The 25,407-nt window shown below is 63.0% G+C and carries 25 protein-coding genes and 6 pseudogenes; 15 read left to right on the top strand and 16 right to left on the bottom strand.

The features are described 5' to 3' along the window. Positions 1-118: 118 nt before the first annotated feature. From U5L98_RS07945 to U5L98_RS07925, 5 genes are all read left to right on the top strand, one after another. A complete protein-coding gene (locus U5L98_RS07945; RefSeq protein WP_322557771.1) occupies positions 119-364 on the top strand; it encodes a hypothetical protein in 246 nt (81 codons plus the stop codon). Positions 365-483: 119 nt separating this feature from the next. Continuing rightward, complete coding sequence (locus tag U5L98_RS07940) at positions 484-873, top strand: GNAT family N-acetyltransferase (RefSeq protein ID WP_322557770.1); 390 nt, start codon at positions 484-486, stop codon at positions 871-873. A gap of 64 nt (positions 874-937) precedes the next feature. After that, a complete protein-coding gene (locus tag U5L98_RS07935) occupies positions 938-1,900 on the top strand; it encodes a hypothetical protein (protein ID WP_322557769.1) in 963 nt (320 codons plus the stop codon). Further along, positions 1,852-2,175, top strand: a complete 324-nt coding sequence (locus tag U5L98_RS18760) for a hypothetical protein (protein ID WP_416208188.1) — start codon at positions 1,852-1,854, stop codon at positions 2,173-2,175. The genes U5L98_RS07935 and U5L98_RS18760 overlap by 49 nt, the downstream gene beginning before the upstream one ends. 752 nt (positions 2,176-2,927) lie before the next feature. Next, on the top strand, positions 2,928-3,527 hold the full coding sequence (locus U5L98_RS07925) for a hypothetical protein (RefSeq protein WP_322557767.1): 600 nt from the start codon (positions 2,928-2,930) through the stop codon (positions 3,525-3,527). A 26-nt stretch (positions 3,528-3,553) separates the two neighbouring features. Here U5L98_RS07925 and U5L98_RS07920 read toward each other — a convergent pair whose 3' ends face one another. After that, on the bottom strand, positions 3,554-3,700 hold the full coding sequence (locus U5L98_RS07920; RefSeq protein WP_322557766.1) for a hypothetical protein: 147 nt from the start codon (positions 3,698-3,700) through the stop codon (positions 3,554-3,556). A gap of 278 nt (positions 3,701-3,978) precedes the next feature. Here U5L98_RS07920 and U5L98_RS18755 point away from each other — a divergent pair. The 4 genes and pseudogenes from U5L98_RS18755 to U5L98_RS18750 form a co-directional block, all read left to right on the top strand. Further along, positions 3,979-4,578 (top strand): annotated as a pseudogene (locus U5L98_RS18755) (hypothetical protein); the annotation flags it as partial. 189 nt (positions 4,579-4,767) lie between these two features. Beyond that, a complete protein-coding gene (locus tag U5L98_RS07915; RefSeq protein WP_322557765.1) occupies positions 4,768-6,564 on the top strand; it encodes an ATP-binding cassette domain-containing protein in 1,797 nt (598 codons plus the stop codon). After that, positions 6,498-7,136: a TatD family hydrolase gene (locus U5L98_RS07910; protein ID WP_322557764.1), complete on the top strand. Its 639-nt coding sequence runs from the start codon at positions 6,498-6,500 to the stop codon at positions 7,134-7,136. Before U5L98_RS07915 ends, U5L98_RS07910 begins: the two co-directional genes overlap by 67 nt. Next, positions 7,048-7,302: a TatD family hydrolase gene (locus U5L98_RS18750; protein WP_416208217.1), complete on the top strand. Its 255-nt coding sequence runs from the start codon at positions 7,048-7,050 to the stop codon at positions 7,300-7,302. Before U5L98_RS07910 ends, U5L98_RS18750 begins: the two co-directional genes overlap by 89 nt. Before the next feature lie 4 nt (positions 7,303-7,306). Here the strand turns inward: U5L98_RS18750 and U5L98_RS07905 are convergent, their stop codons facing one another. Then, positions 7,307-7,858 (bottom strand): SLC13 family permease, encoded by a 552-nt coding sequence (locus U5L98_RS07905; RefSeq protein WP_416208216.1) that lies wholly within the window; start codon positions 7,856-7,858, stop codon positions 7,307-7,309. A 181-nt stretch (positions 7,859-8,039) separates the two neighbouring features. Continuing rightward, a pseudogene (locus U5L98_RS07900) lies at positions 8,040-9,035 on the bottom strand (SLC13 family permease); the annotation flags it as partial. 135 nt (positions 9,036-9,170) lie between these two features. Here U5L98_RS07900 and U5L98_RS07895 point away from each other — a divergent pair. The 4 genes and pseudogenes from U5L98_RS07895 to cysQ all read left to right on the top strand — a co-directional run bounded on the left by U5L98_RS07895 (position 9,171) and on the right by cysQ (position 13,725). Continuing rightward, positions 9,171-9,983, top strand: coding sequence for a helix-turn-helix domain-containing protein (locus U5L98_RS07895; RefSeq protein ID WP_322557763.1), 813 nt, complete (start codon positions 9,171-9,173; stop codon positions 9,981-9,983). A 41-nt stretch (positions 9,984-10,024) separates the two neighbouring features. After that, a complete protein-coding gene (gene cysD / locus U5L98_RS07890; RefSeq protein ID WP_322557762.1) occupies positions 10,025-10,924 on the top strand; it encodes a sulfate adenylyltransferase subunit CysD in 900 nt (299 codons plus the stop codon). 19 nt (positions 10,925-10,943) lie between these two features. Next, positions 10,944-12,838, top strand: a pseudogene (gene cysN / locus U5L98_RS07885) (sulfate adenylyltransferase subunit CysN). A gap of 122 nt (positions 12,839-12,960) precedes the next feature. Beyond that, positions 12,961-13,725, top strand: coding sequence for a 3'(2'),5'-bisphosphate nucleotidase CysQ (gene cysQ, locus U5L98_RS07880; protein ID WP_322557761.1), 765 nt, complete (start codon positions 12,961-12,963; stop codon positions 13,723-13,725). 99 nt (positions 13,726-13,824) lie between these two features. Here cysQ and U5L98_RS07875 read toward each other — a convergent pair whose 3' ends face one another. Continuing rightward, entirely contained in the window at positions 13,825-14,820 is a 996-nt protein-coding gene (locus U5L98_RS07875; RefSeq protein ID WP_322557760.1) for an Rpn family recombination-promoting nuclease/putative transposase, read from the bottom strand. Positions 14,821-15,198: 378 nt separating this feature from the next. On the opposite strand from U5L98_RS07875, the pseudogene U5L98_RS07870 reads away from it, so the two are divergent. Next, positions 15,199-16,251: pseudogene (locus tag U5L98_RS07870) on the top strand (elongation factor 1-alpha C-terminal domain-related protein); the annotation flags it as partial. 148 nt (positions 16,252-16,399) lie between these two features. On the opposite strand, the gene U5L98_RS07865 reads toward U5L98_RS07870, so the two are convergent. Continuing rightward, a complete protein-coding gene (locus U5L98_RS07865; protein WP_322557890.1) occupies positions 16,400-16,648 on the bottom strand; it encodes a DUF2442 domain-containing protein in 249 nt (82 codons plus the stop codon). Between the two features lie 316 nt (positions 16,649-16,964). Between U5L98_RS07865 and U5L98_RS07860 the strand changes: the two are divergent. Then, positions 16,965-17,186 (top strand): annotated as a pseudogene (locus U5L98_RS07860) (3'(2'),5'-bisphosphate nucleotidase CysQ family protein); the annotation flags it as partial. A gap of 59 nt (positions 17,187-17,245) precedes the next feature. Here the strand turns inward: U5L98_RS07860 and U5L98_RS07855 are convergent. From U5L98_RS07855 to U5L98_RS07805, 11 genes and pseudogenes are all read right to left on the bottom strand, one after another. After that, positions 17,246-17,575: a hypothetical protein gene (locus U5L98_RS07855; protein WP_322557759.1), complete on the bottom strand. Its 330-nt coding sequence runs from the start codon at positions 17,573-17,575 to the stop codon at positions 17,246-17,248. Positions 17,576-17,634: 59 nt separating this feature from the next. Next, complete coding sequence (gene glmS, locus U5L98_RS07850; protein ID WP_322557758.1) at positions 17,635-19,572, bottom strand: glutamine--fructose-6-phosphate transaminase (isomerizing); 1,938 nt, start codon at positions 19,570-19,572, stop codon at positions 17,635-17,637. Between the two features lie 87 nt (positions 19,573-19,659). Further along, positions 19,660-20,037, bottom strand: coding sequence for a type II toxin-antitoxin system VapC family toxin (locus U5L98_RS07845; protein WP_322557889.1), 378 nt, complete (start codon positions 20,035-20,037; stop codon positions 19,660-19,662). Continuing rightward, the gene (locus U5L98_RS07840; RefSeq protein ID WP_322557757.1) at positions 20,024-20,248 is read right to left on the bottom strand and encodes a DUF2281 domain-containing protein; all 225 of its coding nucleotides are present in this window, start codon (positions 20,246-20,248) and stop codon (positions 20,024-20,026) included. Before U5L98_RS07840 ends, U5L98_RS07845 begins: the two co-directional genes overlap by 14 nt. 248 nt (positions 20,249-20,496) lie before the next feature. After that, positions 20,497-21,815: pseudogene (locus U5L98_RS07835) on the bottom strand (IS1380 family transposase). Positions 21,816-21,902: 87 nt separating this feature from the next. Next, on the bottom strand, positions 21,903-22,190 hold the full coding sequence (locus tag U5L98_RS07830; RefSeq protein WP_322557756.1) for a type II toxin-antitoxin system RelE/ParE family toxin: 288 nt from the start codon (positions 22,188-22,190) through the stop codon (positions 21,903-21,905). Further along, the gene (locus U5L98_RS07825) at positions 22,187-22,477 is read right to left on the bottom strand and encodes a hypothetical protein (RefSeq protein ID WP_322557755.1); all 291 of its coding nucleotides are present in this window, start codon (positions 22,475-22,477) and stop codon (positions 22,187-22,189) included. Before U5L98_RS07825 ends, U5L98_RS07830 begins: the two co-directional genes overlap by 4 nt. A 310-nt stretch (positions 22,478-22,787) precedes the next feature. Further along, complete coding sequence (locus U5L98_RS07820) at positions 22,788-23,084, bottom strand: hypothetical protein (protein WP_322557754.1); 297 nt, start codon at positions 23,082-23,084, stop codon at positions 22,788-22,790. Continuing rightward, the gene (locus tag U5L98_RS07815; protein WP_322557753.1) at positions 23,081-23,380 is read right to left on the bottom strand and encodes a nucleotidyltransferase domain-containing protein; all 300 of its coding nucleotides are present in this window, start codon (positions 23,378-23,380) and stop codon (positions 23,081-23,083) included. Before U5L98_RS07815 ends, U5L98_RS07820 begins: the two co-directional genes overlap by 4 nt. A 27-nt stretch (positions 23,381-23,407) precedes the next feature. Further along, a complete protein-coding gene (locus U5L98_RS07810) occupies positions 23,408-23,569 on the bottom strand; it encodes a hypothetical protein (protein ID WP_322557752.1) in 162 nt (53 codons plus the stop codon). A 362-nt stretch (positions 23,570-23,931) separates the two neighbouring features. Beyond that, complete coding sequence (locus tag U5L98_RS07805) at positions 23,932-25,350, bottom strand: MBL fold metallo-hydrolase (protein ID WP_322557751.1); 1,419 nt, start codon at positions 25,348-25,350, stop codon at positions 23,932-23,934. Between the last annotated feature and the right edge of the window lie 57 nt (positions 25,351-25,407).

Here is a 25,407-nt window from a genome sequence, read left to right as displayed (position 1 = left end):
ATGTGAGACTTGATAGCAAAGGCCACGTTCTTCATGCTCCACGGGGCGTGAACCGAGAGAGCCAGCCATTCTCGCTCTCCATTGTACAACGGCATACTTACTCGCAAGGAGGCCTTCTATGGCAAGACGCTCATTCAAGGCGGATAAACGTCGTCGTCAGCTCCAGAAAAAGAAGAAGCAGGAGCAGAAGCGACAGAAAAAGCAGACCAAAGACGGATCGGAGGGCGAGGACCAGTCCTACCTCGAGTATCTTTCGCCCGGCGGTCCCATGGATGAACGCTACGTCGCAGAAGAAGAAGAGAACGACGAGGACGGCGAGGAGAACGGCGAAGCCGACGAATCCGACGCCGATCGAGAAACGTAACCCCTCCCCTGCCTGAAAGCAACGCGGCCGATCGCCTATCGGACCGCCGGGCCCCGCCATACGTGATATGATACGTGCCATGGAGCTCCAGTATCGCCTTGTCGAGGATGAGGACGGGCTTGCCGCGGCAACTCGAATCCGCGTGGCGGTTTTCGTCGAGGAACAGGGAAATTCCCCGGGAACTCGAGCTCGACGACCTCGACGCAGAGGCCTCGCACGTACTCGCCTTCGACGGCAAAACCCCGGTGGCCACCGGGCGCGTAACCATCGACGGCCGGATGGCTACCATCGCCCGGATCGCCGTGCTTCCCGGATACCGCGGACAGGGCATAGGTGCGCGCATCGTCGGCATGCTCGAGGAGCGGGCCAGACAACGCTCAGCGACGGTGGCGGAGCTCTCGCCGCACTACTACCTCGAAGACTTCTACGCCCGACTGGGGTATCGGCGGGTGGCCGGTGAGGAATGGGTTGCCGGTCACAGGCTCATCAAAATGAGCAAGGAGCTCTGAGCCATCGTGTCCTCATCACTTGCCTCCGGCCGGCGCCAACTATAGCTTAAGCCCTGAGTTTCACATGGCGCAGCACACACAGACGAGCGAAGCATACCGGGCCGCCATCCGCGTCGAGGGGGCACGCCAGAACAATCTTAAAAACCTGAGTCTCGAGTTCCCCCTCAACAAGTTGATTGTTGTCACCGGAGTCAGTGGCTCGGGCAAGTCGTCGCTGGCCTTCGACACCGTCTACTCCGAAGGGCAACGGCGCTACGTGGAGACCTTCTCCGCCTACACCCGCCAGTTCCTCGACCGTATGGACAAACCGCAAGTGGACCGCATCGAGGGGATACCGCCGGCGGTCGCCATTGACCAGACCAATCCGGTGCGCACCTCCCGCTCAACAGTCGGCACCATGACCGAGCTCAACGATCATCTGAAACTGCTCTTTGCGCGGGCGGCAACCCTTTACTGCCGCTCCTGCGGGCGCGAGGTGCGCCGCGACACGCCACAGAGCATTCTCGACGGCCTCGAAGGTGAAGTCCCGACCGACAGCCGCATCATGATCACTTTCACCGTGCCGGTCCCGACCGATTTCGACCCCGCGGAAATCATCGAGCTTCTCGGGCAGGAGGGGTATACACGCATTCGCTCCCAGACGCCGGCGGCGGTGGAGGTGATACAGGATCGCACCCGCTATACGCCGGCGAACCGTCAGCGCCTCAGCGAAGACCTCGAGGCGGCAATGCACCACGGCAAGGGTCGGGTGACGTTCTACATCCTCGGCGCCGACCTCGAGCCCCGGGAAACCAGGCACTACTCCTCGGATCTCCACTGCGCGACCTGCGACATCCACTACCGTGAGCCGGCACCGAACTTTTTCTCGTTCAACTCGCCCATGGGGGCCTGCGACACCTGCCGGGGTTTCGGCGGGTCATCGGCATCGACTACGACCTCGTTATCCCGGACAAGACCAAGACTCTGGCCGAAGGCGCGGTGCGTCCATGGCAGAGTGAGAGCTACGGAGTCTGCCGGACGGAGATGATGCACTTCGCCCGCACACGCAACGTCAGAACAGACGTCCCCGGGGCGACCTTACGGATGAGGAGAGGGACTGGGTCATCGAGGGTGAGGGGCCCTGGGAGGACGGCGCGAATGGTACGGCATTCGCCGGTTCTTCGACTGGCTCGAGTCGAAGAGCTACAAGATGCATATCCGGGTGCTGCTTTCCAAGTACCGGACCTACACGCCCTGCCCCGACTGCGGCGGAGCCCGGCTCAAACCGGAGCCGCTTCTGTGGCGACTCTCGAGCGGCGGTGAGCGGCTCAACATTCATGAGCTCATGCTCCTTCCCATTTCCCGAGCGGTTTCGTTTTTCGAGAACCTCGACCTCCCCAGACCTCTCGACGAGGCGGTTGAGCTCCTCCTCGAGGAGATAGCAACCAGGCTCGGATACCTGCTCGACGTGGGCCTTGGCTATCTGACCCTCGACCGTCAGTCGCGCACCCTCAGCGGCGGGGAGGTGCAGCGCATAAACCTGACCACGGCGCTGGGCACCTCGCTGGTGAATGCGCTGTTCGTGCTCGACGAACCGAGCATCGGGCTTCACTCGCGTGATATCGGCCGGCTTATTCGCGTTCTGCATCGACTGCGGGACGCCGGAAACAGCCTCATCGTTGTTGAGCACGATCCGGAGCTCATCGAAGCAGCCGACCTGGTCCTTGATCTCGGCCCGGATGCGGGGGCCGGCGGTGGCGCTATCGCGTTCTACGGAACGCCCGATGAGCTCCGCACCGCGACGGGCTCGGTTACGGGACGCTACCTCGGTCGCCGCCCGGCGCCGGCGGCACGGACCGGGCATGCCACCGCCGGGGACGCGGGCACGGCCGCCGCGGATTCCGCCCGCGGTAACGATTCGCGCGCGGCTTCGTTTCTCTCCGTGCGAGGTGCAGCCGAGCACAATCTGCGCTCGATCGACGTCGATATTCCGCTCAGCATGCTCGTGCGCTGCGACGGGCTCAGCGGCTGGGGAAATCGACCCTCGTGCAGGACGTCTCTACAACGCGATTCGCATGGAAACAGGGGCGCCCGTGGAGCAGCCGGGCACCTACGAGGCACTCTCGGGCCTCGAGCACATAGACGACGTGGTCATGGTGGATCAGTCCCCCATTGGCAAGACGACCCGCTCGAACCCCGCAAGCTACGTGGGGGCTTTCGACGAGATACGAAAGCTCTTTGCCCGCGAGCCTCTCGCACGCGAGCGAGGCTACACCGCCGGAACCTTCAGTTTCAACTCCGGCGACGGTCGCTGCCCGACCTGCGGAGGGAACGGGTTCGAGCATGTGGAAGTGCAATTCCTGAGCGACGTCTACCTTCGGTGTCCCGAATGCAACGGTACGCGCTACCGCTCCGACGTGCTCGACGTGAAGATGCATCCGCCGGCCGACCGAGAGCTCGGCGATAGCGCACACGCAGGCACGGGAACCCCGCCCGTCGGCGGCGGTCTTTCCATCGCCGATGTCCTCGAGCTCACTGTCGATGAGGCGGTCAAGGTGTTTTCCTTCTCCAAACGCGTAGCGCGGCGGCTCGAGCCGCTCCGCGGCGTGGGTCTCGGCTACGTCACCCTGGGGCAGCCGGTTCCACTCTCAGCGGTGGTGAGGCCCAGCGCCTAAAGCTCGCCGGACACCTCGCCGACGCCTCACGAAGCTCGAAGCGTAAACACGAACCCCCGCTCTTCCTCTTCGACGAGCCGACCACCGGTCTTCATTTCCGCGATATCGAGGTTCTCCTGCAGGCCTTCCGCCGTCCCGTGGAGGCCGGGCACTCGGTGGTCGTAATCGAGCATAATCTCGACGTGCTTGCAGCGGCCGACTGGATCTCGACCTCGGCCCCGACGGCGGAGAGGCCGGAGGCGAGCTCGTCGCCGAGGGCCCACGGAGCGCCTCGTGGAGATGGGGAGCGGCTATACGGCCGCGGCGCTTCGTCGATACCTTGGCCGCGAGGAAGCCGGGCTCACGGCGGCGGAAGTGGCGACGGAGGCGGCCCCGACGGTCGCCGGTGGCGAGATGACGATTCGCGGCGCCCGGGAGCACAACCTGAGAGACGTCGACCTTACCATCCCGCGTGACGAGCTCGTGGTTTTCACCGGCGTCAGTGGAAGCGGAAGAGCACCGTCGCGTTCGATATTGTCTTCGGGGAGGGGCAGCGCCGTTACCTCGAGTCCTGAACGCCTACGCCCGCCAGCTTCGTGCAACCGAGCAGCCGCCCGGACGTGGAGTCGGTCGTCGGCGTTCCGCCCACGGTCGCCATCGAGCAGCGCACAAGCCGAGGCGCGAACAAGAGCACGGTTGCCACGGTTACGGAGGTCTATCACTTTCTACGTCTGCTCTTCGTGAAGCTCGGTACACAGTACTGCCCCACCTGCGGTGTGCCCATCGAGCCGCAGAGCGCTCGATTCGGTTACCGCCACCCTGCTCTCCTCGTGCAAAACAGCGTCCTGTAACCGTGCTGGCCCCGCTGGTCACGGCACGCAAGGGCTACGACACCGACCTCGCCACCTGGGCGGCAGGAAAGGGCTTCAAGCACCTGCGTGTTGATGGCGAGCTGCTCGAGACGTCCGCCTGGCCGCGACTCGATCGGTTCCACGAACACACGATCCAGGCCCCCGTCGGTGACGTGGTGGTCGAACCTGGCAACCGCGCGCACCTTCGCGCCCTGCTCGAGCGGGCCGCGGCCCTGGAAAGGGTGTCATCCACGTGCTCGACGGTCATACGCAGGAGGAGACGGTCTACTCAACCGAGCGGTCGTGTCCCGTCTGCGGCCGGGGTTTCGAAGAGCTCGATCCGCGACTGTTTTCGTTCAACTCCAGACACGGGTGGTGCCCGGAATGTAGAGGGACAGGACTCGCGGGTCATGAGCACGAAGAAGACGAGGATTCGCCCACCTCCGGTCCCGGTGCAGAGGCCTTCAACGAAGGCACCCCCTGCGCCGCGTGCGGCGGCACGCCGTCTTCGCCCCGAAGCGCGTGCCGTGTTCCTGCAGGGGGCGGGCATCATACGACGTGACGGCGCTCCGCCGTCGCGAAGGCCCGGGCGGATCCATTCTTCTTCGTTCACCGAACGCGAGGGGGAAATCGCACGTGATATTCTTGCCGAGCTCGGCGCGCGACTGTCCTTCCTCGAGCGCGTGGGCCTCGGCTACCTGCCCCTCGATCGTGCCGCGCCGACACTCTCCGGCGGCGAAGCCCAGCGAATCCGCCTCGCCGCCCAGCTCGGCTCCAATCTCCGCGGTGTGGCCTACGTACTCGATGAGCCCACCATCGGACTCCACGCCCGGGATAACCGCATGCTGCTCGATACCCTCCACGAGCTCAAGGCGAAGGGCAACTCGATCCTCGTGGTCGAGCACGACGAAGACACCATACGAAGCGCCGACTACGTCATAGACCTTGGCCCCGGCGGCGGCGTCGAGGGAGGGACCGTGGTCGCAGAGGGAACGCTGCAGAACGTTCTCGCCTCACCGGGGTCGGTGACCGCCCGTTTTCTCGAGCGCCCGCCGGCGCACCCGCTGGTCCCGCGTCGCCACCTCACCGACGATACCGATCGGGTCACCGTTTACGGGGCTACGCTGCACAATCTGCGGGATATCGATGTCTCTGTACCCCTCGGACGGCTGCTCTGTGTCACAGGCGTCAGCGGAAGCGGAAAGAGCTCGCTCGTTCGCGATATCATTCATCGCAACCTCCGACCACGGCTCGGCACCACCCGCGCCACGCCGGAATGGGTCGGCTGCACGGGCATCGACGGCTACTCCTCTCTGGACTACGTGAGGGAGGTCGATCAGACACCCATCGGCAAAACACCGCGCAGCTGCCCGGCGACTTACGTGGGCTTCTGGGACGAGGTGCGCCGCCTCTTCGCGGGCCTTCCCGAATCACGGATGCGCGGCTACACCGCCGGCAGATTCTCCTTCAACACGGCCGACGGGCGCTGCCCGGAGTGCGGTGGACAGGGTTTGAAGCGAATCGAGATGAGCTTCCTTCCCGACGTCAGTGTGGTATGTGATCGCTGCGGCGGCAGGCGCTTCACCGACGACACCCTCGAGGTAGAGTTCAAGGGCAAGACGATTGCCGACGTGCTGGACATGAGCGTGGCGGAAGCGGTCGACTTCTTTGAAGCGCACCCCGCCATTCACCGCGCGGTCGAGATGTTGCGTGATGTCGGGCTCGGATACCTCAAGCTCGGCCAGCAGAGTCCGACTCTCAGCGGCGGTGAAGCGCAACGGATAAAGCTCGTGACCGAGCTCGCAAAGGCCCGAAGCTCCGCCTCGGGACACGCCCTTTACATTCTCGATGAGCCAACGATCGGCCTGCACATGGCGGACGTCGAGCGGCTGGTTTCCGTTCTGCACCGCCTCGTGGAGGCGGGCAACACCGTCATCGTCATCGAGCACAACCTCGAGGTCGTTGCCGAGGCCGACTGGGTCATTGATCTCGGTCCCGAGGGCGGGACGGCGGCGGCACGATCGTCGCGGAGGGAACACCCGAGCACATCGTGGAGGCACGCACCCGTTCCTGGACCGGCCGATTTCTCGAGCCGGTGCTCCATCGCAGTCATTCCGCACGAACCGTGGAGGAATAACTCATGTCGAGAGATCGCCCGCCGCATATCATACCCGGCAGTGTCGATTCACACTTTCACACGCTGGTAATGGAAGAAAAGGGACTTGGGGCAATCGAGATCCTGCGCGAGTGCTTCGAGGCGGAAATGGCCTACGGACTCGATGTCGCGGTGTCTCTTGAGGATTTCGAGGAACGTCGCTCCCGCCTCGCCCACCTCGATCGCGTATACCTGACGGGAGGACTGCACCCTTCCAACGCCGGCAGCGTCTCGTTCGAGACACAGGAGCCAAAGCTCCGGGAGGCGCTCTCGATGCAAAAGGTGGTTGCGCTGGGAGAGATCGGTCTCGACTGGTACCGCAACCACGGCACGCCGCAGCAGCAACGCGACCTCTTCGTCTCACAGATCGAGCTTGCCAACGAGCTCCGCATGCCGGTGGTCATTCACAACCGTGATGCCACCTCCGACATTCTCGACGTCTTCGCCGCACACCCTCCTGCAGCGGAGAGTGTCATGCATTGTTTTTCGGCCAGACCCAGAAGCTGCGAGGCGCTTCCTCGACCTCGGCTTCTCCATATCGTTCGGAGGAAACGTCACCTACAAGCAGTCCGAGGATATCCGCCGCGCCGCAGCCCTTACCCCGGACGACCGCATCTTAGTTGAGACCGACGCCCCCTTTCTCGCACCCCAGGCAGTCCGAGGGAAGCCGAACCACCCGGGCTTCGTGGGCTACACCTACGAGTTCCTCGCCGAGATGCGCGGGCAGAGCGCCGATACGCTTGCGTCCGCGGCTCGCGCGAACTTCGAGCGCATCTTTCTCCGACGCTGAAATGCTAGAACGGAAACACCACGGGCGTGAGCACCAGCACACCGGCCGAGTAGGTCAGGCTGACCGGCAGGCCCACCTTGAGGAAGTCGCTGATGCGGTAACGGCCGGGCGAGTAGACCATCAGGTGGGTCTGGTAGCCGTAGGGAATCAGGAAGCAGGCGCTGGCGCCGTAGGCCACCGCCATGATGAACGGCATGGGGTCGACGCCGAAGGCCTGGGCGGTGGTCCAGGCGACCGGGAAGGCCAGCGCCGCCGCGGCGTTGTTGGTCACGGTTTCGGTGAGCAGCAGCGTGAGCAGGTAGCAGCCGATAAAGGCCGCATAGACGCCGTGGCCGCTGAACAGCGCCTGCATGCCAGCGGCGAGCAGGTCGGCCGCGCCGGAATTCTCCAGCCCCTGGGCGATGGCCAGGGCCGAGCCGATGATCATCCACAGCTCGAAGGGGAAGCGGCGACGCAGCTCGGCCGGGCTCAGCACTCGGCCGGCCAAAAGCCCGGCCATCAGCAGCAGCAGGCCGTGAAAGAGCGGCAGCCACTCCAGGGCGGCCAGGCCGATCACGCTGGCGAAGCCGGCCAGGGTCAGGCCCGCTCTCCACGCGGCTGAGCTGGGGGCGCTTGAAGCTGCCGCTGAGCAGATGAAAGTTGCGGTCGAGATTGCGGTGCTGGCGAAAGTCGCTGCCCACCGCCATCAGCAGGCAATCCCCCACCCGCAGCGGAATCTTGCCCAGCTGGCCTTCCAGGCGCCGGCCGCCGCGGCGAATGCCCACCACGCCGGCATTGAACATGCTGCGGAAATCCACGTCCTGCAGCGTCTGCCCGGTCAGTTCCGACTCGTGGGAAACCACCACCTCCACCAGGTTGGTGGCCAGGAGGTCATTGGCTTGATGGCCAAACAGCGTAAGGCCCGGAAAGCGCTGCAGCGCCTGCACCTTGCCCACTTCGCCGGTAAACACCAGCGTATCGTGGGCGTGAAGAATCTCTTCCGGCCCCACGGGGCTGATTAGCCGACCCTCCCGCTCGATCTCCAACAGGTAGAGGCCATCCAGGCTGCGCAGGTGGTTGGCTTCGATGCTCTTCCCAACCAGCGGCGAATCCGCCTGCAGGTCGGCGGCCAGGAAGTAGGCCAACTTATCCTCGGTGGCTTCGGGCCGATGGTGCGGGAGCGAGCGGGCACGCCACAGCAGCACCACGAAGGTGACCAGCGCCACCGGCACGCCTACCAGGCTGAACTGGAACATGCCCAGCTCTTGACCGGTGCTGTTCAGCGCGAAGGAGCTGACCACCAGGTTGGTGGAGGTACCCACCAGGGTGGTCATACCGCCGAGGATCGAGGCATAGGAGAGCGGGATCAGCAGCCGCGAGGGGGCAATGCGCTTCTGCCGCGATACGGCGCCCAGAAAGGCCGCCACCACCGCGGTGTTGTTGAGAAACGCCGAGAGTACGGCGCTGGCACCCATCAGCTTGGCGGTGGCCGCCTTTTCAGGGCCACTCAGCAGCCGCTGGGATAGCCAGTCCAGCAACGGGGTTCGTTCAAGCGCCAGCGACACGAGCAGCAGCAGCAACAGCGTGGCCAGGGCCGGGTTGGTGTACTGGGCCAGGAGCGTGGCGGTATCCACCAGCCCCAGCAGCAAGTAGGCCGCGGCCAGGCCAACAAACGCCAGGGCGGGCCGCACCCGACCCGAGATCAGCACGGCCAGCAGGCCGGCAATCGAAAGCAGAACCCCCCAAGTGAGCATGACCGGGCCATCCTTGTCGTCAATCGCATCGCTTGTAGGATTCTACGCAGGCTTTTATGATAATGTCGATCAGGATCCAGACAAGACGCCGAAAACACACGCTCTGCCTATCAATTTCAATAGGTTATAGCTTACTTGACCACTAAAGCTTTTTCGCCCGAAATGCTCAGTGAGCGCCGCCTGGAAGCGGTGCGCCTACGCCTGGATGGCCATACCGTGGCCGAGGTAGGCCGGCGAACAGGGCTCTCCGCCCCGACTGTTTCGGCGGCGTGGAAGGCCTTTCGCGAGGGCGGCTGGGAGGCGGTGCCGCTCAAGCCTCGCGGGCGGAAGGTCGGGCAGGCCAACGTGCTGGAAGCCGAGCAGCAGGCGCGGCTCCGGGAGTTGCTGACCACCCTGCCCCCGCCGCCCTCACCGGGCTGGACCCGCCAGCTGCTGGCCGAAGCGCTTCAGACAGGCGATGCCCCCGGCGTCTCTCCTCGGGCCATCGACCACTGGCTAGTGCAACAAGACCTGAAGCCCGCCCCCTTGGCGCTGGAGGCACCGACCAGGCGCCGCGGCCAGCCGGGCCGCTGGTACCGCCAACAGGTGGCGCCGGTGCAAGAGCAGGTGAAGCAAGCCAACGGCAGCGCCTGGCAGGGCGGCGTTCGAATCGCACACCCCAAGGCCCAGGGAGCGCCCGATCAACTCCGTTACCAGCTCTACCTTCACGGCAAGCGCGGCGCTCTCTACACCCGGATTCTTGCCGCCCCGCTCCTGGCCGAGGACTATCTGCAGCTCTTCGAGCGGCTGCTCGACCAGGCAAACGGCAAGCCGGTCGTGCTGGTGTTTCACGGCGCTGCCTTTCAGGCCAGCCCAGAGATCCAGGACTGGCTGGCGGATCACCCCGCGTTACACCTGATCAACGTACCGCCGAACCTTGCCTTGGGGTCAGACCCCAAAGTTCGCTGAGGGGTCTGACCCCAAATTTTCCTTTGCATGGATAGACGACGATGACACTCACCCATCTGCAACGGCTTGAAGCCGAAAGCATCCAGATCATGCGCGAGGTGGTCGCGGAGACCGAGAATCCGGTGATGCTCTACTCGGTGGGCAAGGACAGCGCGGTGATGCTGCATCTGGCGCGCAAGGCGTTCGCGCCGGGGCCGCCGCCCTTCCCGCTGATGCACATCGATACGCGCTGGAAGTTCCGGGCCATGTACGAGTTCCGCGACAAGATGGCCGAGGAGATCGGCATGGACCTGATCGTGCACATCAACCCGGAAGGCGTGGACAAGGACATCAACCCCTTCACCCACGGCTCGGCGATCCATACCGATGTGATGAAAACCGAGGGCCTCAAGCAGGCGCTGGACAAGTACGGTTTCGATGCTGCCTTCGGCGGGGCGCGCCGCGACGAGGAGAAGTCGCGCGCCAAGGAGCGCATCTTCTCCTTCCGCACCGCCCAGCACCAGTGGGATCCCAAGAATCAGCGCCCGGAGCTCTGGAAGCTCTTCAACACCCACAAGCACAAGGGCGAGTCGATCCGCGTCTTTCCGATCTCCAACTGGACCGAGCTGGATATCTGGCAGTACATCTACCTGCAGAACATCCCCATCGTGCCCCTCTACTACTCCGCCGAGCGCCCCGTGGTGGAGCGCGACGGCACCCTGATCATGGTCGACGATGAGCGCATGCCGCTGAAGCCGGGCGAGGTGCCGATGATGCGCAAGGTGCGCTTCCGGACACTGGGCTGCTACCCGCTCACCGGCGCCATCGAGTCCGAGGCGGATACGCTGCCGGCGATCATCCAGGAAATGCTGCTGACCAAGACCTCAGAACGCCAGGGCCGCGTGATCGACCACGATAGTGCCGCTTCCATGGAAAAGAAAAAGCAGGAAGGATACTTCTAATGGCGCACGTCATCGGATCATGATCGCCGGCGATATCGCCGCTTACCTCGAGTCCCACGAGCACAAGGGCTTGCTGCGCTTCATCACCTGCGGCAGCGTGGACGATGGCAAGAGCACCCTGATCGGGCGGTTGCTGTTCGAGTCCAAGCTGCTGTTCGAGGATCAGCTGGCCGCCATCGAGGCGGACTCGAAGAAGTTCGGCACCCAGGGCGGCGATATCGACTTCGCCCTGCTGGTGGACGGCCTGGCGGCGGAGCGGGAACAGGGCATCACCATCGATGTGGCCTACCGCTACTTCTCCACCGACAAGCGCAAGTTCATTGTCGCCGACACCCCGGGGCACGAGCAGTACACCCGCAACATGGTCACCGGCGCCTCCACCGCGGACGCCGCCATCCTGATGGTGGACGCCCGTCTCGGCATTCTGACCCAGACCCGCCGCCACAGCTTCCTGATGTCGCTGATCGGCATGCGCCACGTGGTGGTCGCCATCAACAAGATGGACCTGGTGGACTACTCGAAGGCGCGCTTCGACCAGATCGTCGAAGAGTACCGGGCGTTCGCCAAGCAGCTGGGCCTCGAGAACATTACCTTTATCCCCATGTCGGCGCTGAAGGGCGATAACGTCATCGACGCATGGCGACGCACATGCCCTGGTACCACGGCCCCACCCTGATGGCCTACCTGGAGACGGTGGAGGTGGACGATGAGCGCCTGCAGCGCGGCCCCTTCCGCATGCCGGTGCAGTGGGTCAACCGCCCCAACCTGGATTTCCGCGGCTTTACCGGCATGGTCGGCAGCGGGTCCGTGAAGCCGGGCGACGCGATTCGCGTGCAGCCTTCCGGCAAGAGCAGCAGCGTGAAGCGCATCTACACCTGGGACGGGGATCTCGAGGAGGCGGTGGCCGGCCAGTCGATCACACTGCTGCTCAACGACGAGATCGATATCTCCCGGGGCGATGTGATCTCCGGCATCGAGCAGCCGGCTCAGACGGCCGATCAGTTCGAGACCACCCTGGTGTGGATGCACGACCAGCCGCTGCTGCCGGGCCGCCCCTACCTGATGAAGCTGGGCACCCAGACGGTGTCGGCCACGGTCACCGACATCAAGTACCAGGTGAACGTCAATACCCTGGAGCACGTGGCGGCCAAGCAGCTGGACCTCAACGCCATCGGCGTGTGCACGCTGAGCCTGAACAAGCCGGTGGCCTTCGACCCCTACCGGGAGAGTCAGGACACCGGCGGCTTCATCCTGATCGACCGGATGACCCACAACACCGTGGGCGCCGGCATGCTGCACTTCGCCCTGCGCCGCAGCCAGAACATCCATATGCAGCACGTGGATATCGACAAGCAGGCGCGCGCCCTCACCAAGGGGCAGAAGCCGGCGGTGCTGTGGTTCACGGGGCTCTCCGGTGCCGGCAAGTCGACCATCGCCAACCTGGTGGAGAAGACGCTGCACGCTGCCGGCCAGCACACCTACCTGCTGGATGGCGACAACGTGCGCCACGGCCTCAACCGCGACCTGGGCTTCACCGATGCCGACCGGGTCGAGAACATCCGCCGCGTGGGCGAGGTCGCCAAGCTGATGGTGGACGCCGGCCTGATCGTGCTCACCGCCTTCATCTCGCCGTTTCGCAGCGAGCGCCAGCTAGCCCGGGACCTGATAGACGACGGCGAATTCATCGAGATCTTCGTGGATACCCCGCTGGAAATCGCCGAAGACCGCGACCCCAAGGGGCTCTACAAGAAGGCCCGCCGCGGCGAGCTGAAGAACTTCACCGGCATCGACTCCGCCTACGAAGCCCCGGAAACCCCGGAGCTGCGCCTGGATACCACCCGGATGAGCGAGGAAGAAGCGGCAGACGCGATCGTCGAGTTGCCGCGTGACGAGAGCGATGATCTGATCGCCTGACTTCCCTGCAGGAACTTCAGCCGCAGAGCGTGTCGAAGGACGCTTAAACGGCTCAGAGCGAAACCACGTGCTAAGCCGGCTTGTAAGGGTCTGACCCCGGTGGCGATACAAAAGGAATCCACATGAATCTTGCAACCTTGCTAGACCAGACCCACGCCCTCGCCAAGGAGGCTGGCGCGGCGATCATGGCCGTTTACGCCCGCGATTTCTCCGTGGAGGAGAAGGACGACAAGAGCCCGCTTACCGAGGCGGACAAGGCGGCCCATGAGGTGATCGTGGCTGGCCTTGCGGCGCTGCCGGAGGGCATTCCGGTGCTCTCCGAGGAGGACGCCGGGGGCTTTAGCGGCGCCGACGCCAACGGCCGCTACTGGCTGGTGGACCCGCTGGATGGCACCAAGGAGTTCATCAAGCGCAACGGCGAGTTCACCGTCAATATCGCCCTGATCGAGAACGGCCGGCCGGTGCTGGGGGTGGTGGTGGCCCCGGCGCTTGAGGTCTCCTATCTGGCCGCCGAGGGCGTGGGCGCCTTCAAGGTGGCGGAGGAAGGTAAACGGCAGCCGATTCACGTGGCCGGTAAGCCTGCCGAGGGCGCCAGCTGGCGCGTGGTGGGCAGTCGCTCCCACCCGAGCCCGGACCTCGCCGCGTGGCTGGAGCAACTCGGTAGCCACGACATGGTGCCCATGGGCAGTTCGCTGAAGCTGTGCCTGGTGGCCGAGGGGGCCGCGGATGTGTACCCGCGCCTTGGCCCGACCTGCCTGTGGGACACCGGTGCCGCCCAGGCGGTGGTGGAGCAGGCCGGAGGACGGGTGGAGACCCTCGACGGCCGACCCCTTTCCTACGCCACGCCGGAAGAGAACTTAAACCCGCACTTCGTTGTTTGGGGTTAGGGGTGAGGGCCGAGGGCCGAGGGCCAAGGGCCAAGGAAAACCACAAGGGCTCAGCGCAAAGGAGTATAAGTTCCGAAGAATAGTAGGTGATTCCGAGGTTTACTCTTCCGCGAACAGGTTATCGAGGCTGTCGGCGGTGAGGATCCTGGCGACCCAGGTATCAAGCTGTTGGTCACTGGCGTGTGCCAGGCGCTCATCGGCCCAGGCGGGAACACCGCCGAATTTCAGCTCGATCTGCTTGCGAAGTGTGCCTTCTACACCTTCGTGGCGGCCTTCCTGGCGGCCTTCGTGGAGACCTTTCTCATGGCCTCGTGCTTCCCACTGTTCCGGCCATTTCTTGATACGTTCTGCCAACATGTCGTGTACCTCGTGCAAGTCGGTAACGTCGCTGACGTCGGGGAATTCCAGGCTCGGCGCGCGGTTCGGCAAGAATACGCGGTAGAACCAGACGATGATAGCCCGCCGTAGGCTGGCTTGCTCCGGGCCGCTGAGCCAGTCGGCCAAGTGGCCGAGGCTGTCGACCACGTCCTGTTCGCTACGGTGCTTCTCGATCCGGAAGAGCGCCGCGGCGACATTGCGCATCTCGTCGGACCACTCGGGCGCATTGACCAGGGCACCCTCATCAAGCAGCAGATAGCTCAGCTGCGGACGGTATCGCTCCAGGCCACCGGGTACCGATTCGACAAGGTCCGCGACATTTTGTGCCGCTGTCCAGCGCTGCTCACCATTATAGAGCACGATGGGAAGTACTGGCGGCAGCTTGCCACTGGGCGTGAAGGCGTCCTGGCGAATCAGGTCCTGGTAAAGCAACCCCAGATAGCTCATGACCCGCACGGCCATGTGCTTGTCGACGCTCGACTGGAACTCGAGCAGGAGATAGACATAAAGCCAACGGTCGCGCCACCAGATCCGCCAGATCATATCGTCTTCACGGTCGCGCAGCTCGTCGGTGACGTAGGAGCCGCTCACCTTCTCCATCCGGCTGAAATCCAGCTGCTCGACCCAGGCTTCCTTGACGAAGCCAGTGAGCAGGTCCTTCACCATGGTCTTGTGCGAGAACAGCAGCTTGTAGCTGTGGTCGTGATGCTTGGTCATGAGATCACACAGCGGCTCTGGGAGTCCACAAGAAGCGTTAGACCTGGTAGCAGTCGCGATACCAGGCGACGAAGTTGGCGACATCTTCCTTGACGGGGGCGGCAGGGTTTTTACAGCACCGTCATTCAAACGGACCGCTATTGTCGTCTTTTCGTAATACCTTGATCTAAAGAGTGCTAGAGGCAAAGTTAGCTTCGATATCGACGATCGGATGCTAACACGGCCCGCCGCTTGCTTCTATGCGCGACCCGGCCAGACACCGCTATTGTCAGTGATTTCCTATAAGCCACGGGCTATCCCGTCTAAAACGGAAACACGACCGGCGTGAGAAGGAGCACGGTGACGGAGTAGGCCAGGGACACCGGCAAGCCGGTCTTGATGATGTCGCTGATCGGCATGCGCCACGTGGTGGTCGCCATCAACAAGATGGACCTGGTGGACTACTCCAAGGCGCGCTTCGACCAGATCGTCGAAGAATACCGGGCGTTCGCCAAGCAGCTGGGGCTCGAAGACATTACGTTCATCCCGATGTCGGCGCTCAAGGGCGATAACGTGGTGGTGCATGGCGATCATCTGCCCTGGTACCACGGCCCCACGCTGATGGCCTACCTGGAGACCGTGGAGGTGGACGACGAGCGCCTGCAGCGCGGTTCCTTCCGCATGCCGGTGCAGTGGGTCAACCGCCCGAATCTGGATTTCCGCGGCTTTACCGGCATGGTCGGCAGCGGGTCAGTGAAGCCGGGCGACGCGATTCGCGTGCAGCCTTCCGGCAAGAGCAGCAGCGTCAAGCGCATCTACACCTGGGACGGCGATCTCGAGGAGGCGGTGGCCGGCCAGTCGATCACCCTGCTGCTCAACGACGAGATCGATATCTCCCGGGGGGATGTGATCTCCGGCATCGAGCAGCCGGCCCAGACCGCCGATCAGTTCGAGACCACCCTGGTATGGATGCACGACCAGCCGCTGCTGCCGGGCCGCCCCTATCTGATGAAGCTGGGCACTCAGACGGTGTCGGCCACGGTCACCGACATCAAGTACCAGGTGAACGTCAATACCCTGGAGCACGTGGCGGCCAAGCAGCTGGACCTCAACGCCATCGGCGTGTGCACGCTGAGCCTGAACAAGCCGGTGGCCTTCGACCCCTACCGGGAGAGTCAGGACACCGGCGGCTTTATCTTGATCGACCGGATGACCCACAACACCGTGGGCGCCGGCATGCTGCACTTCGCCCTGCGCCGCAGCCAGAACATCCATATGCAGCACGTGGATATCGACAAGCAGGCGCGCGCCCTCACCAAGGGGCAGAAGCCGGCGGTGCTGTGGTTCACGGGGCTCTCCGGTGCCGGCAAGTCGACCATTGCCAATCGGGTGGAGAAGCTGGATGGCGACAACGTCCGCCACGGCCTTAACCGCGACCTGGGCTTCACCGATGCCGACCGGCAAGGGACGAGGGGCAAGGGCCGAGGGACGAGGGACGAGGGGCAAAGGGCCGAGGGGCAAGGAAAACCACTAGAGCCTAGCGCACAGCGCCTAGCGCTAAGGAGTGTCAGGGTCGAGTGTTTCTGGGGAAATATCCAGTTCAGGCGACATGCTGGCGACGGTGGGTCATATCGCCTCGTCCAGCCAATAGCCCCTCAATGGAAATGTCTTCGTCCAAAGCATCCCAATGGATCCCGCAGGGACTTAATTCGTAATCGGCTCGCTGTGCAGGAGCTGCATTGAGCAGCCGTGGGAACCATGCCAGCGGAACACCGATTGTGCGCCCGTCGTTCAGCTCGACCCAGAAGCTGTCTTCGTCAAACGTTACGCGCTTAGGAGAAGTAGTCATGCCAGGCCCTCTCGAACTGCTCACGATGGCGGTTGTTGAAGAATAGAAAAAAAACTTGAACCCCTCCAATCGCAATACAACTGACATACCGCTATCCCGTGTTAATTGAGTATAACCCCACCTCTCGACACTGGCTGGGCACCAGCAGCGTTATTGGCGCTGAAGAGCTGGTATGCCGAAGCATTGGCCCTGTCCCTACTACGAAAAACTGGGCGGTTGCAGCCGCTGACATGACATCAGACGCCATAGAACTCGCGATACCAGGCGACGAAGTTGGCGACATCTTCCTTGACGGGGGTGGCGGTGGCAATCCGACATGGTGCCCATGGGCAGCTCGCTGAAGCTGTGCTTGATGGCCGAGGGGGCCGCGGATGTGTATCCGCGCCTCGGCCCGACCTGCCTGTGGGATACCGGTGCCGCCCAGGCGGTAGTGGAGCAGGCCGGAGGACGGGTGGAGACGCTCGACGGCCGACCTCTTTCCTACGCCACGCCGGAGGAGAAGTTGAATCCTTACTTCGTTGTTTGGGGGATGGCTTAGGGGCTAGGGGCTAGAGGCTAGGGGCTAGGGCCGAGGGGCTAGAGGCTAGGGCCGAGGGGCTAGAGACTAGCCGCCAACATGTCGTGTACCTCGTGCAAGTCGGTAACGTCGCTTACGTCAGGGAATTCCAAGCTCGGTGCGCGGTTTGGCAGGAATACCCGGTAGAACCAGACGATGATAGCCCGCCGCAGGCTCGCCTGCTCCGGGCCGCTGAGCCAATCGGCCAAGTGGCCGAGGCTGTCGACCACGTCCTGTTCGCTGCGGTGCTTCTCGATCCGGAAGAGCGCCGCGGCGACATTGCGCAACTCGTCGGACCACTCGGGCGCATTTACCAGGGCACCTTCGTCGAGCAGCAGGTAGCTCAGTTCTGGCCGGTAGCGCTTCGACAAGGCCAAGCGGCCAGAGTGTTAATCAGCGCAAAACTTCGGGCCAAGTCTCGTAGCCGGTACTATTCGACGGTGACGGATTTGGCCAGGTTACGCGGTTTGTCCACATCGGTGCCCTTGACCAGGGCGACGTGGTAGCTGAGCAGCTGCAACGGGACACTGTAGAGGATCGGGGCGGTCAGCTCGGGGACCTTGGGCAGCGGGAAATTGCGCACGCCCTCTTCGTCTTCCAGGCCGGCACGCTCGCAGACGAAGTTGATCAGCCGGCCGCCGCGGGCGCGCACTTCCTGCAGGTTGCTCTTGAGCTTTTCCAGCAGCGCATCGCTGGGGGCCACGCTGACCACCGGCATGGCATCGTCGACCAGCGCCAGGGGGCCGTGCTTGAGCTCGCCGGCTGCGTAGGCCTCGGCGTGGATGTAGGAGATCTCCTTGAGCTTGAGCGCGCCTTCCATGGCCACCGGATAGTGGGCGCCGCGGCCCAGGAACAGGGTATGGCGCTTCTCGGCGAAACCGTGGGCCAGCTCGGCGATGGCGGGTTCGAGCTTCAGCACCTGGCGCAGCTGCTCGGGCAGCGCCTGCAATGCGGCAATCTGTTCGGCCAGTTCCGCCTCATCCAGCCTGCCCTGCTCGCGCCCCAGCACCAGCGCCAGCCAGGCGAGCACCGCCAGTTGGGTGGTGAAGGCCTTGGTCGAGGCCACGCCGATCTCGGGGCCGGCGTGGGTCATCAGCCGCAGCTGGCTCTCGCGTACCAGCGAGCTGCCCGGCACGTTGCAGATGGTAAGCGTGGCCAGATACCCCGCCGACTTGGCGAAGCGCAGTGCGGCCAGGGTATCGGCGGTCTCGCCGGACTGGGAGAGGGTGACGAACAGCGTACCGGGCTGCAACGCCACATGGCGGTAGCGGAACTCGCTGGCCACCTCCACGCTGCACGGCAGCCCCGCCAGGCTCTCGAGCCAATAGCGGGCTACCAGGCCGGCGTGATAGCTGGTGCCGCAGGCCACAATCTGCACCTGCTTGACCCGGGGTAGCAGCTCGGCGGCCTCGGGGCCCAGTACCGCGGTGAGCAGCGTGCCCTCCGGGGTCAGCTTGTCGGCGAGGGTATCGACCAGCACCTCGGGCTGCTCGTGGATCTCCTTGAGCATGAAGTGGCGGTAGTCGCCCTTACTGGCGGCTTGGTCACCATGTTCGAAGCGAACCGCTTCGCGAGCTTGAAGCGGGAAGCTTGAAGCTGGAAGAACCCCCGCCTCTTCAGGCTCATGCGGATCGGTGACGTCATCAACAGGCGTGTCACTCGCTGCCCTATAGACGTCGCAACTGGCCGCGGTGAGGAGGGCGTGGTCGCCTTCTTCCAGGTAGATGAAGCGGTCGGTGACCTGGAGCAGCGCCAGAGGGTCGGAGGCGATGAAGTGCTCGCCGCTGCCCACGCCGATGACCAGCGGGCTGCCCATGCGGGCGCAGAGCAGCTGTTCGGGGTGCTCGCGATGGATGATGCCCAGTGCGTAGGCGCCGTGCAGTTCGGCCAGGGTGGCTCGGAAGGCGGCCAGCAGGGAATCGCGGGCTTCCTGGGCGTGGCGCGGTTCGGTCTGTGCGCGGTAGTGGCTGTCGAAGAGATGGGCGATGACTTCCGTATCGGTCTCCGAGTGGAAGCGGTAGCCCTGCCCTTCCAGGCGCGCCTTGAGCGACTCGAAGTTCTCGATGATGCCGTTGTGCACCACCGCCACGCTGGCGCTGGAGAGGTGCGGATGGGCGTTCTCGCGGCTGGGCTTGCCGTGGGTGGCCCAGCGGGTGTGGGCGATGCCCAGCCGGCCGTTGAGGCGGCGCCGGGTGAGCGCGGCTTCCAGTTCAGCGACCTTGCCCTGGGCGCGTTCACGCTGCAGCTCGCCGGTACGCACCACGGCCATCCCGGCGGAGTCGTATCCGCGGTATTCCAGGCGCTTGAGGCCTTCCAGCAGGATGGGGGTGATGTCGCGTTGAGCGATCCCGCCTACGATGCCGCACATAGGAGCTTCCTTGGATCTGGTTGTTTTAGGGCCGAGGTTCGAGGGGCGAGGGCCGAGGGCCGAGAAGCACAGCTTGAGATGCCAATGTCATGGGGAAGTCATTACCGACAGGATAGAAGTCAGTTTCTGATCGAAGGTCAGCAGGTCCAGACCATGCACCATTGATGTCGCCGCGATGATGGCATCCGGTAGTTTGACCCTATGTGTCCGACGTAATCTGATCGTTTGTTCTTCGATTGGCCTGGTGAGTGGCAAGTAGCTGAGTCTCTGCAGTTTCTCAAGAATCAGTCGGTGCTCTTGGTCAGTGATCCCCGGATAGCCCAGCAATTCGAGCCGTGTAATGACACTGTAGGCCCCCTGATTGGTTAGGATACCTCGCCTGGATATGTCATCCATCACCTTGGGTGATGACTTGAGCAGACCAAGGATGTAGTTGGTATCCAGAAGGTATCTATTGCCACTCATCACGGAGCTTCTCTTGAATCTCTACATCGTCACCGATGAAGGTCATCGAACTTTCTAGCCCCCCTTTGAGTTGCAGTAAGGAATCCGCGGATGACTGATCCGGCATCACACAATGCTTGCTCTGAAGAAACTCAACGAAATCAATCACTTCTTTCTGAAGCGGCTCAGGTAAACGCTCGATCTGTTGCACAATGTCATTGGTTAGCGTCATGGTGACACCTCATTAAATCCAGGGCCGAGGGGCAAGGACCGAGGGGCAAGGGCCGAGGTAGTTGATTCGGTGGCTGCCTAACCCGGATATTGCACCGGGCTGGCCAGAAGCGTCCAGGTTTCAGGTTCGGTGGGCGTGATGGCACTCAGGGCCTGAAATTGGCTAGTTTTTGATCAATTTCCTGGGCTCAGGGCGCACCTCCCCCTACCCCCATGTGTTTTCTGTGCCGGGGACAGCACGCCGCGGGGTTATCCGGGCACCAGTTTGTTAGCCAGCTTCAGGAAGAGGTCTTGTTCCGGGTATTGGCTGCTCAGCATCAGCCGGATGGAGCGGGTATTGCGGGTGATGACGGCGCCGATCTTCAGCAGCTTCAGGCGTATGGTGTTGACCTGTGCCTGGGCGAAGGCGGTGCCCCTGAGGTAAAGCCGACGCAGCCGTTCCAGCAGTAAGTAGGCCAGCCCCGAGAGCAGCAGCCGGTACTGGTTGGGCCACCACTCGTGGCAACTGGTGCGGTCGGAGAACAGGAACTGTTGCTCCTTGATGCGATTTTCCATCTCGCCCCGAGCACAGTAGCGATTGTCGTAGAGCCATTCGGCGCTGCAACCGCGCAGGTTGGTGACCACATAGCGGGTGTTGAAGCCGCGCCGCGTGGTCTCGGATTTGACGATTACCTTGCGTCGGCGCTTCTTCCAGCTATCGGCGGCATACTCGATGAAGCCGAACACGCGCTGCTTCTCCCAGGTCGCCTCGAAGCGGATGGCCGATTCGTAGTCGATGTCCAGGGCCAGCTTGGCCAGGCGCTTGTTGCCAGCGAGGCCGATGATGTAATCGACGCCGTGGCGGTCGCACCAGCTGAAGATCAGTGGGCGACAGAAGCCGCTGTCGCCGCGGAATACGATCTTCACGTCAGGCCATTCTTGGCGCAGCCGCCGTACCAGCAGGGCGAGGATGGCGCCGGCGTGGTAAGCGGCATCCCGCGAGGCCGGGCGCAGGTAGCTGACCAGCAGCTGGTCACCACAGAACACGAACAGCGGCAGGAAGATGTAGTGGTCGTAGTAGCCGTTGAAGTGCCGCCCCAGCTGCTGGCCATGCACGCGGTCGTCGGTCGCATCGAAGTCGAGGTAGAGCGGCTTCTTGGGCGGCTTGCGGAACGAACGGATGAACTGCTCGACCATCTCCTCATGGATGGCGACCGCCCAGTCCCGGTCGGCCTGCTGCTCGAAACGACACAGGGTCGACTGGCTGGCCAGCACCCCTCGGTGTCGATAGCGGTTTGCAGCGCGATGTCATGGCGCAGCGCGTGATGATCGTTGAGATCCTCGTAGCCCAGCGCCAGGCCGAAGACGCGCTGGCGGACCAGGGTGTCCGTGCGGTGCAGGCAGCGCTGAGGATCACGCTCATCGCTCAGCCGGCGAGCGATGGCGCGTATCAGTCCCATCTCACGATCGAGCTGACGCAACAGCAGGATACCGCCGTCGGAGGTGACATCACCGCCATCGAAGCTGGCGACGATCTGACGGCCTTTGCAGCGTGGAAAAGAGGCGGAGGGCATGGTACATTTTGTCATGGCGGCTGATCCGGTTAATTCTTGTCTAGACCCTTGAATTATAACCGACTTTCAGCCGCTTTTTTCATGCCCGGTGCAATTTTCGGGCTAAGGCTCTCGGGAAGGTGGCCACTGGCGCGCCGCATGCAATAAACGCAGAACTCGCACGGTATCCCCGCTCACAGCATAGATCAGGATGTAATTCTGATGGGCTGTCAGTTCACGGGTACCACTGACGCGACCGGGCCTGCCGAGGTCGGGATGATCGACCAAGCGGCTGGCATTCTCCGAAAAGAGTTCATCGAGCGCCAGCGCAGCGGCGGGGTTGTCTTGTGCTATGTATTCACAGATTTTCTTCCGGTCGAGATGTGCCGAAGGTGTCCAAACCAGATTCATGACGCGGAATCAATCAACTTACGTCGTGTTTCAGCACGCCATTCAGCCGCTTCGGCTTCGACGTCGGCGGCAGGAATCAGGTTTCCGGCATTGGCCGAGTCAATACCGATCTGAACCTCACGACGGAACCAGGCGTCATGCTCGGCTGCTTCCTGCTGCTGGCGGACGTAGTCTCTCATGAAGTCCCGAAGGAGCTGCGCCCCTGTCCTGTCTTTGGCCTTGGCCGCTTGGGTAAATTCGGCTTTGAGCGCGTCATCGACACGGAAGGTGAAGGTTGCATCGCTCATGGACTGCCTCTCCATGTGTTACAAGACAAGTGCAGAGTAGCACGTACCGGCACCCAGCGCCCAGTCTTCCAAAAACTCCGCACGATGCTCAATGCATTCATGGGTCACACAATCATGGGGCCCCCACCGTCAAGCTAGATGAAGTCTCTAATGCTAATGTCATCCAGCATCGCTTTAGCGAAGCCAATCAATTCGGGCTGATAGCGGTTGGCTGCTTCCAAGGCATTGGCAAGAATCTCTGGCGCCTAGATGTACTCGTGCACCATCTGGCTGCGAAGCTGCCTGATCTCGAGCCATTTGACGGCTGACTTCAAGAGGCCCAGTTTTTCTGCCTTATCGAGGTTGTCGATGGCGGCGCCGGTTTTTCTCCAAGCGCCGTAAGCCAGGCAGGCAGTAGTTTGTCGCCTACCGTATCTTGCAGGCTACTGAAGCGGCTGGTGAAGGCTTCGACCTTTTCGGCAAGCGCTTCATCGTCCGCGAATCGTTTTGCTCGCTCTACCGTAAATGGCTCATCGAAAACCCGTTTGGACGAGTAGTTCAGGTGCCTGATCTCTTTGGTGACCACCCATTGCAGAAACAAGAGCCGTTCGGCGTCATGGGCGTTCATAAGGCAATTCCTTGCTCGCGCGCGATATCGTGAATCGGCAAGTGGCTAAGATTCGCGGCACTGATCAAGACATCAACCTTGCGGCCATGCAGTGCGCGACTGATTCGCGAACTGAGTCTAGCGGCGAGTTCTGCCGGATGCTGCACCGCAGAGTCGATTTCCCCCATCAGATCGACATCGCTACCCTTGGCGTGGTCGTCGAGCCTGGAACCAAACAGCTTTACTATCGCCTCCGAGCCGGCTTCTTCGCCGACGATTTGCCGGATCTGCTCGCGTTGCCTTTCGCTTAAACGCATGGTTTGTCGTCTTATGCACTCATGGGGTCACATGGGGTTTTTTTCATAGAGTTTGATGCCGACACGGCTGATATGCTCGATCAGGTCATTATTGACCAAGGTGTTGTCGTTAATCACATCAAAAAGATAGGGTAGAGGCAGTTCCTCGTTGAGCGTATCGCTAAACGCAACAACGATGGCGTCGGTCACGTTATTACCCTGTACCACCAGATCGACGTCGGGAACCTTGCCGATGAGTTCCTTTGGCGCGTGAGCCGAAGAGCACCAGGCATTCTATGGCAGGCTGGTTTTCAGCCGCCTCCCCGATGAGTTCGAGATCCTGCCGGGAGAGGCCCGTCTGCCGCTCAAGATTCATTCGTTACCTTTTTGGCAAAACTGGCATGTATTGAAGCCCCCGCTTCGTTACCTAGATAGCCACTGGCACCCAATCCCGTAGGCACGGTAAGCGATAGCGCACCGGGCTTGGAGAGGATACCGTCGTCAAGCCGGATGCGCCTTCGGCTTATCCGGCCTACGTAATCCCATCATTTTCAAGCAGAATTGCGATAACTCTAACTTATTATCTGAACATGGTGGCCCGAGGCGGCGGCCCAGGCGTGGATCTCGGCTTCGAGGGCCTGCTTGGCGCCAGGGTCGCCGTGGACGAGGCGGATCTCGTGGGGCGGCTCTGCCATGCCTTGAATGAAACGCAGCAGGTCGGCTTGATCGGCGTGGGCGGAGTAGCCGCCGATGGTGTCGATTTGGGCGCGGATGTCGATGCGCTGGCCGTCGAGTTCCACCCAGCCGCCGCGGGGGCCGTAGCGTTGGATGTCGCGGCCGGGGGTGCCGACGGCCTGGTAGCCGATGAAGAGCACGTCGTGGCGCGGGTCATCGAGCATGCGCTTCAGGTAGTTGACCACCCGACCGCCGGCGCACATGCCGCTTGCGGCGATGACCACCGCGGGGCGGTGATTGCCTGCCAGGTAGTCGACGGTCTGCTGGTGCTCGTCGTGGCTATCGACGGTGTAGAGGTTGTCGAAGGCCAGCGGGTGGCGGCCGCCGTCCCGCCGCGCCTGGGCTTCGGCGTCCCACCAGGGCTTGAGTTCGCGATAGACGGCGGTGAAACGCGCGGCCAGGGGCGAGTCGACGATGATCTCGATGTCCTGCCAGCGCGCGTCTTCGGCGTCATGGATCAGCCCTTCCAGCTCGTAGAGCAGCTCTTGGGTGCGACCGACGCTGAAGGCCGGGATGATCACCGTGCCGCCGTCGGCCAGGGCGTGGTCGATGGCGGCTTTGAGGCGCAGCTGGCGAGTGGTGCGATCCTCATGCAGACGATCGCCATAGGTGCTTTCGAGCACCAGCACATCGGCGCGCTCGGGCGGCTCGGGCGCCGGCAGCAACGGCGAATGGGGAGCGCCGAGATCGCCAGAGAACACCGTGCGCTGGGCCTGGCCGCTCTGGTGATCCAGGCTGTCCACTTCCTCACTATCCACTTCAACATAGGCCGAGCCGAGAATATGCCCGGCGCGCTTTAGGCGAACACGCACTCGGTGGCGGTCATCGTCGACCAGGGTGTGCCAGTGGTTGTAGTCCAGCGGCACCAGGCGGCCTTCCACCTCTTCGAGGAAACGCTCGATCAAGGCCCGGTCGCGGGTGAAGCCGATCTTCAGAGCGTCCTCGATCACCAGTGGCAGCAGGCGCGCCGAGGGCACTGAGCAGAGGATCGGCCCCTGGTAGCCGGCGGCGAGCAGATACGGCAGCCGGCCGATATGGTCGATGTGGACATGGGTGACGACCAGCGCCAGCACATCGTCGACCGGGAAGGTCACGCAGTGCTGCTCGAGGGTGCTGAGCGCGCGGTCGGCATCCTCGCCCTGGAAGAGGCCGCAATCGACCAGCAGCGCGAGGTCCTCGCTGATCTGCAGGCGGTGGCAGCTGCCGGTGACGCCGGTATGGCCGCCGTGGTGGGTGATGACGGGGAACTGACTCATGGTTGGAAGCCCTGATGGCGGTTGTCTCCAGACACTCTTGGGTCAGACCCCGCTACC

Origin of the sequence: Halomonas sp. (assembly GCF_034520545.1) — a bacterium.
Lineage (GTDB): Bacteria > Pseudomonadota > Gammaproteobacteria > Pseudomonadales > Halomonadaceae > Halomonas.
This window is presented reverse-complemented; position numbering and strand designations above follow the sequence as displayed.